Genomic DNA, 18161 nt, shown 5'->3' on the forward strand with positions numbered 1-18161 from the left:
TGCAACTTTGCGGCCGAGCAACTGAACGCTGATCCACGTTGCGATCCGGCCAAGCATGAGTGCCGCTCCATGGCAAAACGGCGGACCAGTTCGATCGGTTCGCCAGTCCCGCTTGTTCGACGCGGTCCAACTTCAGGGCGACTGCGATCGATTCCCTGAACACTGAACTCCAAATTCTGAACACGTTTAAAAATGGGCCGACGTTCACTTCCAAAAATTGACCCCACGGTTGACTTTAGCAACCACCTCGGATTCGTCGAAGATCTTGAAGCCCCCTTTGATCCGCAATCGCTTTTTGCGTCGGCTCAGGATTTGGAAATTGAGGTCGGAAGCGGCAAAGGTCTGTTCATGCTCAACGAATCCGGCCGAGTTCCAGATCGCAACTTTTTGGGCAACGAAATCGCCAGAAAGTATTGTCGCTTTGCCGCCTATCGACTGGCTCAAAAGGAACGCTCCAACGCCTACATGATGTCCGGAGACGGGCTGCGAATGTTTCGTGAGTTTCTACCTGATCAATGCGCGGTCGCGGTCCATGTCTATTTCCCCGATCCATGGTGGAAGGAACGTCATCGTCGACGCCGCGTGATGCGACAGCCGTTGATCGAAGACATCGAACGCGTTCTCAAGCCGGGCGGAATTTTCCATTTCTGGACTGACGTCGAAGAGTATTTCGAGGAAACGGTTGGCTTGATGAAGGAGTACTCGAACCTCTCCGGCCCCCACCATGTTGAAGAGCCTCCTTCGGATCACGACATGGACTTCCGTACTCATTTCGAACGCCGGATGCGGAAGAATGACCATCCTGTATTTCGCTCGCAGTATAAAAAGTAGCGTTCTGCGAAGTGACAAACCGAGCTTCGCCGAAGTGATAAACTAAGCTTCGCCAAACTAAGCTTCGCCAAACTGAGTCTGTGATCGGCGGAAACGTTTGAACCGAGGATCAACATCGCGTTCTACGTCAGCCAAATCAATAGCGCCAACGACGGAAGCGAAAAAACGGTGCTCACGACAACGGCTCCAGCCGCGAGGGCAGCGTCACCGTTCATCTGTTCGGCCATCACATAGCTGGAAACCGCGGTCGGCATCGCACAAAGAATCACCGTCACCTGCAGCGCAACCTCATCCAGCCCAATCGCCGCTCCCACTGCCCAGCCAATCAACGGACAGACAACGCACTTGATCAGAGTCGGAACCACCGTCGCCCGCCACCCCCTCGCACTCGGGATGGAAATCAGCTGACTACCAATTCCAAGGAGCGCGATCGGAAACGCTGACGCTCCGACGATCGAGCAGGTTCTCATGATCGATCGCGGCAACTCCCATCCCGACAACTGAAACAGCGCTCCACCCACGCAGGCCCACACAAGCGGATTCCTGGCGATCTCCAAAGCCATTGCCGGAATTGAAACGTCCTTTTCCGTTTTCTGGTTGTAGGTCACCAAAGCCACGACAGAGCCAATGTTGAAGAAGATAATCACGGGCGTCAGCGCCAGCAACATCGCGGCTTCGATCGATGCCTTCTGCTCGTCAGGCAACTCTTCGATCAAAAACAGAATCAGTGGCAATCCCATGAACGCAAGGTTGCCGCGGAAGCTGGCCTGAATCGACGCTCCGCGTGAAGCGACATTCTGATTGAACAGGATCGCAGCGATCCACGAAATTGCGAACGTAAGAGCTACGGCAGAGATCAAGGCAACCGTCATCAGGTTGTCGGATGCAGACACGGTCTCAGCGCCGGCAAGTTTATAAAACAGAAATAGTGGCAGGCCGTAGTAGTAGGCAAAGCGATTGAATGCTTGGGTTGACTCCGCGGTCAAGAATCCGCGACGACGCAGCAACATTCCCAGTCCGATGACTGAGAAAAGAGGAATCAGGCTATCAAAAATTTGCATAACAACATTTAACGTTCGGCAATCGGCAGTCGAGCTTCCATCAAACGTGCGCGGCTCTACTCAGGTTTCGCAAGTACATGCTGAAACCACATTGTTTCTTACTCGTCCGTGACGCAACCTTCAGATGCCGACTTTACGTTCTTGATGTACTTGTAGAGTGTGCCACGTCGAACTTTGAGCGGCGGAGCCACCCACGATTCGCGGCGCGACGCAAGTTCTTCATCGCTGACATGTAAGTCGATACGATTCTGTTCGGCGTCGATTGTGATTTTGTCACCGTTTTGCACCAGCGCAATCGGGCCACCGTCCTGAGCCTCCGGTGTGATGTGGCCGACGATGAATCCGTGGCTTCCACCGGAAAACCTTCCGTCCGTCATCAGCGCAACATCGTTGCCCAAACCAGCGCCCATGATCGCCGAAGTCGGAGTCAGCATCTCGGGCATTCCCGGCCCGCCCTTGGGGCCTTCGTAGCGGATGATCACGACGTCGCCCTTGTTGATCTTCTTTTCTTCCAGAGCCGCGACCATGTCTTCTTCGGAATCGAAAACATTGGCCACGCCTTCGAACACAAGCCCTTCCTTGCCCGTGATTTTGGCGACCGAACCGTCGGGAGCAAAGTTGCCGCGCAGAATCTGTAGGTGACCGGTTTCCTTGATCGGATTCGAAAGCGGACGAATGATTTGTTGATCGGCCGACAGTTCCGGCAGGTCGGCAACGTTCTCCGCAAGCGTCTTGCCCGTGCATGTCACACAGTCGCCAGAAAGCAGTCCTTCGGCCAACAGAAACTTCATCACCGCGGGCGTTCCACCAACCGCGTGCAAATCTTCCTGGACAAACTTTCCGCTTGGTTTCAGGTCAGCCAAAAACGGGATCCGATCGCTGACTTTTTGAAAGTCGTCCAACGTCAAGTCGACGTCGACGCTGCGAGCCATCGCGATCAGATGCAAGACAGCGTTCGTCGATCCGCCGAGTGCCGTGATCACGACCATGGCGTTCTCAAAAGCTTCCCTCGTCATGATGTCGCGTGGCTTGAGGTCCATTTTCAGCAGGTTCAAAATCGCCGCGCCACTGCGGTGGCACTCGTCGATCTTGTCGGGATCTTCGGCCGGAATCGAAGCCGAAAACGGCAACGCCATACCGAGTGCTTCGATCGCGCTGGCCATCGTGTTGGCCGTGTACATGCCGCCGCAAGCACCTGCTCCTGGACAGGATTTTTTGACGATCTCTTTGCGTTCTTCGTCGTCAATTTTTCCCGCGACGTATTCGCCGTAGCTTTGAAACGCAGACACGATATCCAGCTTACAGCCGCTGAGTTTTCCCGCCCGGATCGTGCCACCGTACACCATCAGGCTCGGTCGATTCAGTCGCCCCATGGCGATCAAACAGCCCGGCATGTTTTTGTCGCAACCCGGAAGCGCAATGCAGGCGTCGTACCACTGCCCGCCCATGATGGTTTCAATCGAGTCCGCGATCACGTCCCGCGACTGCAGCGAATAGCTCATGCCTTCGGTGCCCATCGAGATACCATCGCTGACTCCGATGGTATTGAATCGCATCCCGACCAGACCGGAATCGACGACGCCTTTTTTGACTTCTTCCGACAACGCGTTGAGATGCATGTTGCAGGTGTTGCCTTCGTACCACACGCTGGCGATCCCGACCTGCGCTTTGTTCATGTCCTCGTCGGTCATCCCGGTCCCGTAGAGCATCGCCTGAGACGCGCCCTGGACTCGGGGTTGCGTGATTTTGCTACTGTATTTGTTGAGCTGGGACATGATTGGCAATTTTGAAATGGAGGTGTTCTGTTGGTGGTGATTCGTCGCGGCTTCGCCGGGTTGGAACTTTCAACCTGACCGCAGCGACACAAAAAAAGCTCTCAAGCGGTGCACACTCGAGAGCTTTGTTGATTCACTGCCGGGCTTACGCCTTGGCAGGAGTTGCCTCTTCTTTGGAACCGTCCGCGGCTGCATCCTTCGCAGCTCCGTCTTTGGTTTCTTCAGCAGCTTTTTCGCCGTCTGCGCCGTCTGCGCCTTCGGCTCCTTCACCCTCTTCGCCTTCTTCAACTTCCGGCTCTTCGACGTAAGTTGGATCTTCGCCGTCAGCCAGCTTGTCCAACATCGTGCTTAACTTACCAGCAACGTCGTGACGGTTGGGAGCACCAGCGTACATGTGTGCTTCGGTGCCCATTGAAAGTGCGCCGTCGTATCCTTTTTCCTTCAGGAACTGACACAACTTCAACGAGAACGGGTCTCCACCGGTGCACGGCAGAACGCGATCTGCAGCCGTGTACGATCCAGGCGTCGCGTCTGCACCAACGTCAGAAAGGATGACTTCTGTGAGAATCGCCAGATCCATATCAGAGATCTGATCCATGGCTCCACCGCCCACAACCCATTCCCAGGTATCCAGCGACAGGCCAACGTTCGCGTGACCGATCGCTTTGACCAAAGTCAAAATCTCTTCAGCCGTTTGAATGAATTTGTAGTTACCGTCTGCTTCGACAGCCGACGACGCCTGAAGGTAAAGCCCCAGACGAATGCCATGCTCTTCGAACTTCGCACCGATGTCTTCGATACGCTCGCGGTGACGCTCAAAGTTCTCCTGAAACGGAGTCGCTTCGCTGTTCGGTTCAATTCGTACGCGGCAACGTTTTGCGTTAAGCGTCGCGGCCAAGTCCATGATCGTTTCCAGCTTTTCGCAAGAAGCAACGAACTCGGCATCAGTGCCACCGAAATTGATCGGCAGGTCGAATGAACCGATGTCCATTTTCGCGCTTTGCAGGAACTGGCATGCGAATTCCTTGCCCAGTGCATCGTGGCGTCCGACAAGATCGTTCATGTCGATCTCAACGCCTTTGAAGCCGTGAGTCAGAGCGAGTTCGATCAGTTCATTTTGGCGGCCGCCAACACCGAGGCCTTTTGAATTCAAAACTTTGTACATATTGGTTCCGCTTCCTTTGTAAATTGGCCTCGTGTCAGTGTCGAAACCGAACGTTTCGAGTCAGCACCAATTCGCCCAGGTTTTCAAATCGAGCTTTCTCGAAATTGACAACGCACTGGAATGGGGTGCTGAGAGTGGATCCACCGAGGCATTCAGGCCCGCGATTCGGGCTATCGTTTGGATGTCCACGTAGAATTGAGCCGCGGATTATCACAAAAGAGTCGGCCTGATTCTAGAGGAAAGTTTGCCAATTCTCCCGGAAAGACCGTAGAAATTGACTGTTTTGGGCTCGAGAGATCCTCAGGCCAGCGAGTGACTGACTTTCGGGAGCCACAGGCGTTTTCGGGACAAATCGGAGTGATTTGGAATGCCTGTTGGCCGTTGTTTGCTGGTCGAAGCCAAGAGCAAAAAGAGCCTGATTCACGGCTTTTTGCACAAACTTTCCTCTCACAGTGCGTTTTCACGCCGCAATCGATGTCGAGCACGCGTTTCGTCGGCATTTGTTTGGCAGGCCAAGCTTCCAGGTGAAAATCCCAACGAAATGTTCGTCTGGCGAGTTTGAGTGTTTTGCCTGTTCGAGGTTGGGTTTGGACTTCACCGATTTGGAACCCGAAGCCGGTCGCTTTTGGTGAAAACATCGGCAAGCGACAAAAACTTAAGCCTTCCCTGTTTTAGATGTCGAACCTAAGATTGTTCGATTGCCATCAGTTTGATGGCGGACCACTTTTTGAAAATCGGGGGCGAATTGGAATCGACCGGATTGGATGAAGGCTTGGTGGCGTGTCGTGGTTGATCAGAAGGCCACGTAAAAATCTGATCAAAACCTTAATTGCTAAAGATAACTCTTTCGCATTGGCTGCATAGTAATATGCACCACCGGTTGATGAGCTTCGCTGGAGAGCTTTGAAAACCGGTCACCAATTCCAGATCGTAGTAAGTCACGTCGGATACGCTTTCTACTAAACAGAGTTTCTGTCTAGCCTGGTTTTCAGGGTGTCTCTGCCCGGCTGATCAGGCGAAATTCAAATCAGTGACTACACACGTAGAGGCCAATCTGGAAACATCGCGGGACGCGGGTTCGATACCCGCCGCCTCCATCATTTAGCCACTTGCCGAACCTCGGCAAGTGGCTATTTTTGTGGGTGAAAGTAAGTTTTTGGGCCGCACCAACAAGCGAACAAATGGCTCAAAACTCCCAAAATTCCGCAAAATGTTCTTATAAGAGACCCCATTTGGGCACCAATGTTCCGATAGGGGCCTCAAAAGGCGTGTGCAAACATGGTCAAATCCAGCGAATTCCGTCCGGCTTCGAAGTCAAAATCGGTCAGTCGAACCCGAAAGAAATGGCGAGCTGATGCCCGCGGATACTTCTCGCGGCAGATCGGCTGGGAGCTGAGCCGTACCGGAAAGCTGCAGCAACACAAGTTCCTGCTGGGCAAGGAACGCCGTCAAGCCGAGTGGCGTGAACGAAAGCTTCGTGAGCTTTGGGATCGTTTCGCGAACAGCACTCCGGAAGACAAACCCCTGTGGCCCGAAGATTTGCTGGAGATCGCCAAGCTGATCGCCAAAGGCGTCGAAGAGGTAGCTGTCGTCTCCCGGCCTGACGACGAAGCGATCACTTACGCATCTCGAATCCAGGCACTGCAGGCCGAGCATTCCGTGGTGCTGTTCGTACCGGCGGATCGCTACCTGTACGACGTGGGCTGCGCCGCCCTGCACTGCCTCGGCAAACTACCTGCTCTGGAAACTCGTGACCGGATCCAGCTTTCCCAGAATTCCCCAGGCGAATATTCCGCTTCAAACCGAAAACCCCCAAAGCGGAAAATTGGAAACGTTGTTGCGCCCAATGACGTCGACCCTTCGATGCATGATCGCCACCTGATGTCGGAAGTCCCACAATTCAATCAAGACATCCACGCCATTCTTGCAACGATGGCGGCACAGGGTTTAATTCAACTACCAGATGCCAACGTCTCGCTGCCGAAGCAGCAGGGCTATCAGGCTCCAGCCCCTTCTGCGCAGCACGACGTCAGAGACAGGTCAACGTTTTACGACGCCATTGAAGCCTATCAAAAGTACATCCGCCGCGAATATTATCGCCCGGAACTGGATCGGCTGACGTCCTGGGGGCACACCCAGATCAAGCAGATGAATACGCTGAAGCAGCATCTCAAGAATCGCCTGCTAAGCAAGATGGACGCGGATGGTGTCAACGAAATGATTGGCTACTGGCGTCGTCGGCCAACAAAGAAAGGTTCGTCCGACCCCATGACTGCGAAGTCAGCAAGCAACTACATTTCTGCGCTCGTACGCTTTTTGAAATGGCTTCACACATCAAGCGAGTTTAGCTGGACGAAACCCTTCGCGTTTAGTGATGCGAACACCCGGGTGCAACGACTGGCCAGTGACCATGCCAATCGCAAGCTGGAGCAGGTCGATACATTTTCGCTCGATGAGCTCAAGCTTTTGATGCGATACTCGCTCCCACTCGATCGATTGCTTTTGTTGCTCGGTCTGAATTGCGGTTTTGGTCGAGCTGAGATTTCTACGCTTCTGGTCAAGGAGTGCCGACTTTTCGAAGCACATACACCGAGGCAATGCGAGCTGATCAATTACCAGTCGACCGACGAAGAATCTTTCATCAAACGAATCCGGCGCAAGAGCGGCGTTTACGGTGAGCACGTTCTGTTCCCAATGACGGTTCAAGGAATCCAATGGGCCATTGAACAACGAAATCTCTTGCCCAAATACTCGGACGACGCGCGGTTGCTGCTAAACACGAACGGCAAACCGTTTGACCATCCAACGAAAAGCGGTAACACCAACCAGACGATCCCGAACCGTCTTGCTCGAACCATCAAGAGGATTCAGAACGATGGTCACGAGATCCGCAACCTGTCATTTGGCAAGCTCCGCAAGACCGCCGGCCAGCTAATCAAGACGTTCTCCAGCGGCGAGATCATGGGCGTCTTCGAGTGCCACGGACGTCCCGTCAAATCCGACGAACTCAACGACCTCTACAGCAACCGACCATTTGGAAAAGTGTTCGAGGCGATCAAAGAAGTTGAATCGTATTTAGAGCCAGTTTTTGCTGAGGCAGGGAAATTCCCGTTCGTAGAATGACTTTGGGAACTTTTGCTCAGTTGCCTTGTCAGCTCGCGGTATCACCAATTTTCACTTTGCCACCACTCAATGTTTGTCCATGAATTTCCACGAAACAACCTGCAAGCCTTGGTCGGAATCCAACTAGAGTTTGTGCGTCCGCTATTTTCGACTGCGCCTTATTGTATGCTCGCCCAGGCGAATAGCACGTTTTTGGCAAAACGGTATCGACGCGGATTTTCATCGTCATGATGCCGTACATTTTCAACGAATAGAACGTCCTTGTTTGTGGCAAGCCATCCAAGAGTTCTTATGTCTTTGTGAAACCGCGGGCCAACCTTCGTCTATTTGAGCTCGACGACTGCGATCACCGATTTCGAATTGCAAACAACCAAGTCCGGGTATATCCGGGGGATCGAGTTTCCATCATCTGCTCTGATCCGTGGCTCGATAAAAGTGCAACGATTGTCAGGCAATTCTTCGACCAAGTGAGCCCATAACGACGCCCGCACGCTTCGTTCTGAGTTGATCAAACAATTCTTGTAGTGCTTTTCAATAGTCCTCTTCCAAGCAGTAATCAACTGTTTCCGAAATGGTGCACGTATAGGCATAATCTCCTTGGCTACTTGAAGTCGATACGATCTCGAAAAACGTGTTGCCTGTGATACTCAAGATATTTAATGGTTTTGGCCGCAATCTTCCCTGCCGATTGATCACTCCGAATCCCCAGCAATTTTCGCTCACCTGCAGACAACTGCTCTGAGATAATCATTTCCCCATCATCCTTGAACGAAACCAACCCATCATCAAAGAGCGCATCCAATGTTGCGGTAAGTGGTAAGCCATTGAACGGGTCTAGCCGCTCCTTATTGCTCGACACTTTCCACGGTTTGATATGGGACGCACGGATCACAGAACTGACAGTCGTCAAAGTCAACGCGCACCGGTAGTCCCAAAGTCGCAGTACATGCGATCGAAAAATCCCCTGCCCAATTCGAGCGGCCATGAGCCGTTTCGTCTCTGTTTCCGGTCGGTTGATATTTGTCAATTCAACAATGTCATCGACAGCTGGATTCGAAGATCTTACTTGCAGCCTAAGTTCATCAATCGTTAGCTCGCCAAGCACTTTGGAATAGATGAACCCATCTTCGTGCTCGGGCTTGCCAAGCTTAAGCAGGACATGATCGTCAAAAGCACGAATCTTACCGTGCCGATTGAACGCCACGACAACCGCATAGGCAATCGCACCTTGCTCAATTAACCGGATGTGTTCGGATCTTTGCGACGGGCCGTGCTTGGTGGCCCGCCATTCTGGATGGTAAAGCGTAACCCACGTATTACCATCGTCGTAGTCATTAACCGCCCACTGACCAACCCGGAGAAACACGTCACCGGTTGCTTCGTTGACCGAGCCCCATGATTGAATCGTGTGTTGGAGCGGCGCATGAAGCCGATTGCGAAAATATGCTGATATGTGCATGGCCGACCTATGAAGGACCTATTGAGATTGGCATTCTGTTTGAAATTCAAGAATCAGGAAACGAATGCGATACCAATTAATTTGTAGCGGTGAAGTTGCGGCCGACAAAATGATTCTGGGGCAACAAATGAATTGTTGCCAATTTTCAGTGCTGCCAAGCTCTGGTAAGCTTAACTAGGTTATTTGTAGCCTGGTTGGTGCCATATTCTGACGAGTCTGAGCGCAGCCCACGACCCTAAATTAGCCCGGCAGGTTGACGCCTTACAATGCTTACTTGTAATTCACAGATTGAAATCGGCTACCATCTCCATTTCGGTGGAGCCAAAAGGCGTCATTAAGTTATTGGTAGATTCAAGGCCATTAATCTGAGTCCCCCTATCGCCGAACAGAAAACCCCGTCAGACCATGCCAGACAACTGGATCACGATCTCGGAATCCCAATTTCCTTGGGAACGAGAAGCACTTGAGTTCATTCGCTCTCAGTTTCCCAGCCACGAACCGTACCGGGCGTGGTCTAACTTTGAATTCATCGCCCACGATGGATCAATTAACGAAGTTGACCTCCTTGTCTTTTCACGTGTCGGTTTCTTTCTGATCGAAATCAAAAGTAAACCCGGGATCCTCTCCGGTGACGCCGGTACGTGGACTTGGGAAACCGATGGCCGACGGTCCTACATGGACAACCCGTATTCGGCAGCCAACCTCAAATCAAAAAAGCTCACTTCGCTGTTAAAAAGCCAGCGAGCGGCCAAGGGTAAACATCAAGTGCCGTGGCTTGACGCTATCGTGTTCCTTTCCGCAGAGAATTTGAAATGCGAACTTACAGGAAGTGCTCGAACCCACATCACTCTCAGGGATCGCGAAGCTGGCCCTGATGTGAAGGCCCGCGATGGCATCATGGCTACCATCACTCGCCGAAAGTGTCCGGGACTGGACACCAACCTGCGGGGAGAATTTAACAAGCCAGTTTCAAAGATGATCGCTCAGGCGATGTTGCAAGCCAAGATTCGGCCTTCGCAGCGATATCGAAAGGTCGGCGATTACAAGCTCAACCAAATCATTGGTGAAGGGCAAGGCTATCAAGACTGGGACGCAAACCACGTTCAGCTAAACAATAGCAACCGGCGTATTCGGATTTACAACTTGCGTTCCAACGCACCGGAAGACGAACGAGAAACTTTGCAGCGAGCGGCCAAGCGTGAAGCCGAACTTCTTGAGGGGCTTCAGCATCCCGGTGTGTTGAGACGTGAAGGCTACACCATGCACGAGCTTGGTCCAGCCTTGATCTTCGAGCACAATCCAAGCGCAATTCGGCTTGATCACTACATCAAGCAAAAGCACGAAGAGCTAACTGACGAAGAGCGTTGTCGACTGCTGCGACAGATTGCAGAAACGGTCCGGTTTGCGCACGAAAAGCAAACTTACCATCGCGGTCTTTGCCCCCAAAGCATTCTTGTCGACAAAAGCAACCGGCTCTCCAACGTCAAGATTTTTAACTGGCAACTGGGTTTTCGCCAAAGCCCAGATACAGAACGCCATTCTCGAATCGTAACGGCGACTTCGCACATTGATCGACTGATCGACGAAGCCAGCACAGCATACCTTGCCCCAGAGGCTGGTTCATCCGATCACGCATCAGGAGAGAAATTAGACGTCTTCTCTCTGGGTGCCATTGCCTATCACTTGTTCTCGGGTGAATCTCCGGCCGCTAACGGAATTGAGCTTGCCGAAAAACTTCGTGGCAGTGATGGGCTGAAAATTCGATCGGTGCGACCAGCTGTTGACCAGCTGCACGACCTCATCGAATGGAGCACCAATCCTGTTGTCGGTTCACGCGTGATGGATTCGGTCGAAGACTTTCTCGAAATGCTCGTGGCCGTAGAACAGGAGATGGTCAAAGTCGAACAGTCGTTCGTCGAAGACCCTACGGATGCCAAGCCCGGCGACGTTATCGCAGGAGAGTATCTGATTCATCGCCGCATTGGTCATGGAGCAACTTCGTACGCGTTTCTTGTCCAAAAAGAAGACGATTACTTCATTGCAAAAATTGCCAGTGACGAAGAGCACAACTCACGCTTGAAAGAAGAAAGCGAAGTGCTTTCCAAGCTTCGTCATGCCAACATCGCTGAGTTTGTCGAAAACGTAACCGTAGGCGACCGCCACACGATTATTATCAAGCCAGCGATCGCCAATAAAGAAAAACTGTCGATTGAAACGCTTCGCCACCGATTGAAAGAAGACGGTGCGTTACACATCGACTTGTTGCAACGCTTTGGCGACGACTTGCTCAATGCTGTCAGCTTCCTCGAAGATCAGGGCTACAACCACCGGGACATCAAGCCCGACAATGTTGCGGTCGGCCAAGTTGGTTCCGGCGATCGCCTGCATCTGGTCTTGTTCGACTTTTCTCTCACTCGGGTGCGAGCAGACAACCTGCAAGCCGGAACGCCCGGCTACCTCGACCCCTTGTTACCCTTACGGAAGAACAAGCAGTGGGATTCCTACGCAGAAAGATACGCAGCCGCAGTAACGCTGTATCAAATGGCGACTGGCCTCAACAACTTTCCGGTTTGGAGCGACGACGGAACCGACCCTACACAACTGGAATCCGACGCAGAGATCGACGCAGAATTATTTGCTGCCAACATTCGCGATTCGCTTATCGACTTTTTTGAGAAAGCATTCTCTCGCAAGATCGAAAACCGGCACGACAATGCCGAACAGATGCGTCGCGACTGGAACGATTGTTTTCGTGATCTGGAGGAGCCCGGGGAATTCCTGTCCGAGCTAGGTGAAGACGAACTCAAAAAGAAGCTTGAATCGGCGACCCTCGAAACGTCAATTACAGACTTGGGGCTGGGGACACGTGCGATCAACGCCCTTGATAGAAACGACATAACCACCGTTGAGCAACTATTGAGTGCCGGTCGTGGTCGAATCCACCGGCTCAAGGGGATTGGGCACACAACGCGCCGACACATCAATCGAGTTCTGGTTCAGCTGCAAAACAATCTTCAGAAACCAGTCACGGTTCAAGAGGCGCAGGAAGAGACTGACCATCTGCCCGAAACGAATGTCGAACGCCTCAGCATCGACCAGATGTTCAAACGAGTGTCTGGCGTTGGCCGTCAACAAGGAGAAGAAGCTCGTGCGATTCTGCCCTTGATATTCGGGACAGATGCAAAGTTCGACAAAGCGTGGGCTGGCAGTGCGGAGATCGCCCAACACACCAAAGCCGATCGGCAACAGGTCGTGGATTGGATGAAGGCATTCAGGGATCGTTGGGCCAAGGATGCTGCGATCACCAAGCTGCGAAAGGACATCAACGAGCTGCTTGATTCGGTTGGCCAAGTCATGTCGGCACGGGATATCGCGTCGGCACTTTTGGTAACTCGTGGCAGCCATCAACTGGAACCATTTCGTTCTCAGTTCGCACTGGCTGTCACTCGAGTTGCGGTTGAAGTTGAACGCAACATGGCAAAGCCTAAATTCATCGCACGTCGGACCAACGCTGGATCGGTCATCGTTGCCTCACGTGATGAGTTAATCTCGGTCGCTGCAAAACTTGGAGCCGGTGCCGACAAACTCGCTGCCAATGAAACCATCGTTTCACCTGCCCGAGCGATCAAGTTGTTGCGTTCACTCAACGAAGAACTCACAACTCATATTAGCGACTCGAACTTGGTGCGATTGGCGGCCAGCATTTCCCAAAACGCAGCGCTTTCATCGCGAAACGAGTTTTATCCCAACGGAATGTCTGCTGAACGGGCCATTAAGCTCTCTCAGAATGTGCTCTACGGCAGCGACACGCTTTCCGTTGCTGATTTGAAATCACGCGTCAAAAGTCGATACCCTCAATGTGCCGACATTCCCGATCCGCCGCAGCTAAACGAGATCCTCAAAAACGCCGGTTTCGACTACCGCTGGAACAGTTCGGCTGCTGCCTATGAGAACCCGGCACGTGACCAAGTCATTCACACCACCGGCACGAACACGCTTTCCCGTTATTCCACATCGCTCTCCAGTGGTGGTCCGGGGGAGGTTACACCGGAAATTGCCGATGCACGTCAGTTCGAAGAACGAATCGAACATGCATTGAAACAGGGTGCACTGCTCGCGTTGAATGTCAAAGCCAACTACTACGACGACGCCATTCGCGAAGTCACGCGGCGGTGTGGCGTCGACCTGTTCGATCTCGAAGAGAATTTCATCGAGTTGCTGCGTGAAAAAGCGACTGAAGCTGAAGTGTCATGGCAGCAATTGTTGGATGTTGATGCACAGCCCGGGCAAGGCCACTGGGACAACTTGTTGATCCTGATCGACCGAGTCATTGAGGAGCTAAAAAAGAGAGTTCTCGAATCAGACAAAACCGTATTGATGACTTTCACGGGTGTCCTCGACCATTACCAGCGAAAACAACCGTTTATCGCAGACCTTGCTGAGCACATCCACAAAGAGCTTCACGGTCTCTGGATTTTGTTGCCGGATCAGGAACACGTCCCCACAACCACTGCCAGCGGCCAAGCTCCCATTCCAAAAGGTTGGCTGCAAAACCTTCACCGAGGAGCAGGCGTCTAACACGCACGTAACGGTGGCTTCCAGCCGCCGTCCACACCAAACAAAAAAGTAGCGGTGGCTTCCAGCCGCCGACAACAACACACAACGGCGGCAAGCTGCCACCGCTACCGGATTCAACATGATCAACCGAACCAGCCTCCTTAACGACCTTCGCGACCTCCTCAAAACCCTTGAGGCCGACCTGCTTGCGCGAAGCGAAAGCGACGAAGTTCCCGAAGTCGTTCAGGCCCTTGCTGACGAATACGACAAAGCCAAACAAGCCGAACGAACGGCACTCTCCTTTGAAGACTGGCGGAACGACTTCATCACTCAGATGGCAGCGGCATGGGTATTGAGCTGTGTGTTCGTTCGTTTCCTGGAAGACAACCAGCTACTGGAACACCCGCAGATCTCTGGTCCTGGTGATCGACTGCAGTGGGCGCGCGATCAGCATCAGGTTTACTTTACGAACCACCCAACCGAATCGGATCGTGAATACCTGTTGAAAATCTTTGGTGAGATTCGCGACCTCAGCCATGGAGCCGGCGGGGATGTCTTTGGCAAACACAATTTCATCTGGCAATTGCCCAACTGGCTTGGCGGTGATGCGGCCAGTGAGCTGTTGAAGTTTTTCCGTACCATCAATCCAGACGATGGCACGCTGATTCATGACTTTACTGATCCCGATTGGGATACTCGTTTCCTGGGTGATCTGTACCAAGACCTGTCCGAAAAGGCCCGTAAGAAATACGCGTTGTTGCAGACGCCTGATTTTGTTGAAGAGTTCATCCTTGATCGCACGCTTGAACCAGCCTTGGACGAGTTTGGACTCCAGCCATCTATCAGCGGCGAGGCGCTATCCGCCGGTTCCGATGAGCAACCAACCGGCCACTTCAAAATGATCGACCCGGCCTGTGGTAGTGGTCACTTTTTGCTCGGTGCGTTTCCGAGGATTTTGAAGCGTTGGAAAGAACAGGAACCAGAGACAAACATTCGCGAGTTGGTGCAGCGGACACTCTCTTCGATTCACGGAGTGGATATCAACCCGTTTGCGATCGCGATTGCCCGGTTTCGTCTGCTGCTGGCGGCGCTGGCGGCCAGTGGTGTGAGGCGTCTGGCGGATGCTCCCGCTTATGCGATGAATCTGGCGTGCGGCGATTCGCTGTATCACGGCGTCGAGCGGCAACAGACGCTGGGCGACTGGACGGACGAGTCGCACTATTTCCGCACCGAAGACGCCGACAATCTAAGACGCATTTTGCAGGAAGGAACCTTTCATGCCGTCGTCGCAAATCCACCCTACGTAACACCCAAGGATGCGGCCGCGAGAGATGCATACAAACGACTATATGCGTCTTGCTACATGAAATACTCACTGGCAGTACCGTTCATGGAACGAGTATTTCGATTGGCGAAGAACAACTCCGAATCGGGGTTTTCGGGCCAGATAACGGCGAACAGCTTCATGAAGCGAGAGTTTGGCAAGAAGTTGATCGAGGATTACTTGCCGACAATCGACGTAACACACGTTGTAGATACAAGTGGGGCGTACATCCCCGGACATGGCACGCCTACCGTAATAGTGTTTGGGCGCAATCGGGCACCGACCAGTTCTACGATCCGGACCATCATGGGAATTCGTGGCGAACCAGCTACTCCAAGTGACCCGTCCCAAGGTCTTGTCTGGGCAGATATCACTTCTCAGATGGATCGCGTAAAACACACGGGCAAGTTCACCAGCGTTTCAGAGTCAACCAGAGATCGATTCTCAAGTCATCCGTGGTCTATCGGCGGCGGTGGCGCTGCAGAGTTGAAAGAGGCTCTAGACGGAACAACCACTCGAAGGCTTGCGGACGAAGTAGCGGAGACTGGCGTCTTCGGAATTACCGCAGCCGATGACGTCATGTATGCACCAGCGCCTTCCTTCGCGAGGAGGAACGTAGAGCGAGAGTCTTACCGTCGGCTTATTGTGGGCGACGAAGTGCGAGACTGGTCAATCCATCCGGGCGACAGTGTATTGTTTCCTTATGAATCGGAGGCGTTGATTGATCTGCGCGAACGCGTTGGCCACTACCGATGGCTATGGCCCAATAGGACCGTGCTTTGGAGTCGAGCTACATTCGCGAAAAAGACGTATCGAGAAGAGGGCCGGACGTGGTGGGAATGGCATCAGACCACATTGAGCCGGTTGCGGACCCCGGAATCGATTACGTTCGGTGAAGTTGCTACTCACAACCACTTCGTCCGAATTAGCGGCAGAAGTCTGTTCAAGCAAACTGCTCCAATTGTGAAGTTGGCAACACACGCTTCACAAGATGACCATGACCGCTTGCTGGCCCTGCTGAATAGCTCCAGCGGCGCATTCTGGCTGAAGCAGATATGTCAGCCAAAAGGGTCGAGCGGCATTGGTCGAGGTAGTTACGACGAAGCGTGGGAGAAACACTTTGCCTTTAACGGGTCAAAGTTGGCCCCGTTTCCGGTGCCCAGTTCGATCCAAACAATCCTGCCGAATCAACTTTCTTTGTACGGAGCGGGCATTACCCGTATCGTTGGCAGTGTTAGTACAACGGCAGCAAAAACGGCACTCGGGGGCCACATTCTCGACAGTAGCCGGAGCTATGGAGAGACGTTGGGCGAGATGATCCGGCTCCAAGAAGACCTCGACTGGGAATGCTACCGTCTTTACGGTTTGCTTGAGGACGACCTGACTTACCCGACCGAAGAATCACTGGGCATCCAGCTCGGCGAGCGTGCCTTCGAGATCGTGTTGGCCCGCAAGATGGCTCGCAGCGAAGTGGCGACCACGTGGTTTTCGCGGCACGGCAGCCAGCCCATCACAGAGCTGCCCAGCCACTGGCCCGACGATTACAAACAACTCGTTCAAAAACGAATTGATGTCATCGAGTCCGACAAGAACATCGCGCTCATCGAACAGCCCGAATACAAACGACGCTGGAACACCACGCCGTGGGAGGAACAGGTCCAAAAGGCACTCAAGTCGTGGTTGCTCGATCGGCTGGAAAGCTATTTTGATTTCGATGGCCGCATGAAGGATAGTAGCGGTGGCTTCCAGCCGCCGAGCAGTGACGGTGATGAAAATGGCGGCAAGATGCCGCCGGTACCACACGACGGCGACAAGATGCCACCAGTACAGGAGGACGGCGGCAAGATGCCACCGCTACGGGAGATCGCCCTTTACTCCCTTTCCAAACTGGCAGCCGTCGCTTCGGAAGATCCGCAGTTTATGGAAGTCGCGGAAGTCTATCGCGACGATCCGGCCTTTGACGTTTTGGCCTTGATCGAAGATCTCGTCGCCGCAGAACATGTCCCATTGCTGCCGGTCCTCCGTTACAAACCCGCCGGAATCCGCAAACGAGCCGAATGGGAACAAACGTGGCAGTGGCAACGACTGGAAGACGAACTTCGCGACGGCAAGCCCTTTACCGACTCGCGCGTCCGCTCTCTGGCAGACGACTGCGGTATTACCGATCAACAACAATCCGACATCGAAGCATGGCAACAAAAAACCACTCCCGAACAACGCTCTGACACAACCGCCCCGATTGCTCGTGAGCTGGATGCGATCCTATCCATCACCGTACCGCCCAAATACAAGAGCAGCGATTTCATTTCCACCGGCGGAGCCAAGTTCTGGAAGCTACGTGGAAAACTGGACGTCCCCAAAGAACGCTGGGTCAGCTTCCCGCACTGCGAAGGGAACGATGGCACGATGATGATCGCCTGGGCTGGCTATGACCACTTGCAACTGGCCCGCGCCATCAGTGCCCACTACGTCGACATCAAGAACAACCTCGGCGGCAACGAAGACCCGCGACTTGTTCCGCTGTTGGCCGGGATCATGGAACTGTTGCCATGGCTGCACCAGTGGCACAATGAAGTTGATCCCGAGTTCGACATGCGAATGAACGAATACTACGACAACACCTTCGTGGAATCCAACGCGGCCGAACTGTGCTTGTCGCGAGAAGAAATCAGAAACTGGCAACCGCCGAAAAAGAAACCCAAACGGCGATCCAAAAAGAAAGCCACGAAGAAAAAGAAGGAAACAACAGATGCTTGATCCTCAACCTACGTACGGTGGCTTCCAGCCGCCGAACTGCTTAGCAAACTAAAAACGAACGGCGGCAGGATGCCACCGCTACTGAGTAATCCAAAACCAAACGATCGAA

General features: G+C 53.1%; 8 protein-coding genes and 1 other RNA gene. 5 read left to right on the forward strand and 4 right to left on the reverse strand.

Annotated features, from left to right (window positions below; translation table 11 throughout):
* Positions 1–192: 192 nt before the first annotated feature.
* The gene (gene trmB / locus MFFC18_RS22235; protein ID WP_075083685.1) at positions 193–831 is read left to right on the forward strand and encodes a tRNA (guanosine(46)-N7)-methyltransferase TrmB; all 639 of its coding nucleotides are present in this window, start codon (positions 193–195) and stop codon (positions 829–831) included.
* Positions 832–953: 122 nt separating this feature from the next.
* Here trmB and MFFC18_RS22240 read toward each other — a convergent pair whose 3' ends face one another.
* The 3 genes from MFFC18_RS22240 to MFFC18_RS22250 all read right to left on the reverse strand — a co-directional run bounded on the left by MFFC18_RS22240 (position 954) and on the right by MFFC18_RS22250 (position 4832).
* The gene (locus MFFC18_RS22240) at positions 954–1892 is read right to left on the reverse strand and encodes an AEC family transporter (RefSeq protein ID WP_075083684.1); all 939 of its coding nucleotides are present in this window, start codon (positions 1890–1892) and stop codon (positions 954–956) included.
* A 98-nt stretch (positions 1893–1990) separates the two neighbouring features.
* Positions 1991–3667 carry a dihydroxy-acid dehydratase gene (gene ilvD / locus MFFC18_RS22245; protein ID WP_075083683.1) on the reverse strand — a complete coding sequence of 559 codons (1677 nt, stop codon included), beginning with the start codon at positions 3665–3667 and terminating at the stop codon, positions 1991–1993.
* Between the two features lie 145 nt (positions 3668–3812).
* Positions 3813–4832: a sugar phosphate isomerase/epimerase family protein gene (locus tag MFFC18_RS22250; protein WP_075083682.1), complete on the reverse strand. Its 1020-nt coding sequence runs from the start codon at positions 4830–4832 to the stop codon at positions 3813–3815.
* Positions 4833–5568: 736 nt separating this feature from the next.
* Between MFFC18_RS22250 and ssrA the strand changes: the two genes are divergently transcribed.
* Together ssrA and MFFC18_RS22260 are read left to right on the forward strand one after the other, a co-directional pair.
* Positions 5569–5932: a transfer-messenger RNA gene (ssrA, locus tag MFFC18_RS22255) on the forward strand.
* A 178-nt stretch (positions 5933–6110) separates the two neighbouring features.
* Positions 6111–7955, forward strand: coding sequence for a hypothetical protein (locus MFFC18_RS22260; protein WP_075083680.1), 1845 nt, complete (start codon positions 6111–6113; stop codon positions 7953–7955).
* A gap of 601 nt (positions 7956–8556) precedes the next feature.
* Here the strand turns inward: MFFC18_RS22260 and MFFC18_RS22265 are convergent.
* Complete coding sequence (locus tag MFFC18_RS22265; RefSeq protein ID WP_075083677.1) at positions 8557–9414, reverse strand: HNH endonuclease; 858 nt, start codon at positions 9412–9414, stop codon at positions 8557–8559.
* Positions 9415–9819: 405 nt separating this feature from the next.
* Between MFFC18_RS22265 and pglW the strand changes: the two genes are divergently transcribed.
* Positions 9820–13992 (forward strand): BREX system serine/threonine kinase PglW, encoded by a 4173-nt coding sequence (gene pglW, locus MFFC18_RS22270; RefSeq protein ID WP_075083676.1) that lies wholly within the window; start codon positions 9820–9822, stop codon positions 13990–13992.
* 118 nt (positions 13993–14110) lie between these two features.
* Positions 14111–18052, forward strand: coding sequence for a BREX-2 system adenine-specific DNA-methyltransferase PglX (pglX, locus tag MFFC18_RS22275; RefSeq protein ID WP_075083675.1), 3942 nt, complete (start codon positions 14111–14113; stop codon positions 18050–18052).
* Positions 18053–18161 lie beyond the last annotated feature (109 nt).

The sequence above is a fragment of the Mariniblastus fucicola genome (assembly GCF_008087665.1).
Classification (GTDB): Bacteria; Planctomycetota; Planctomycetia; order Pirellulales; family Pirellulaceae; genus Mariniblastus; species Mariniblastus fucicola.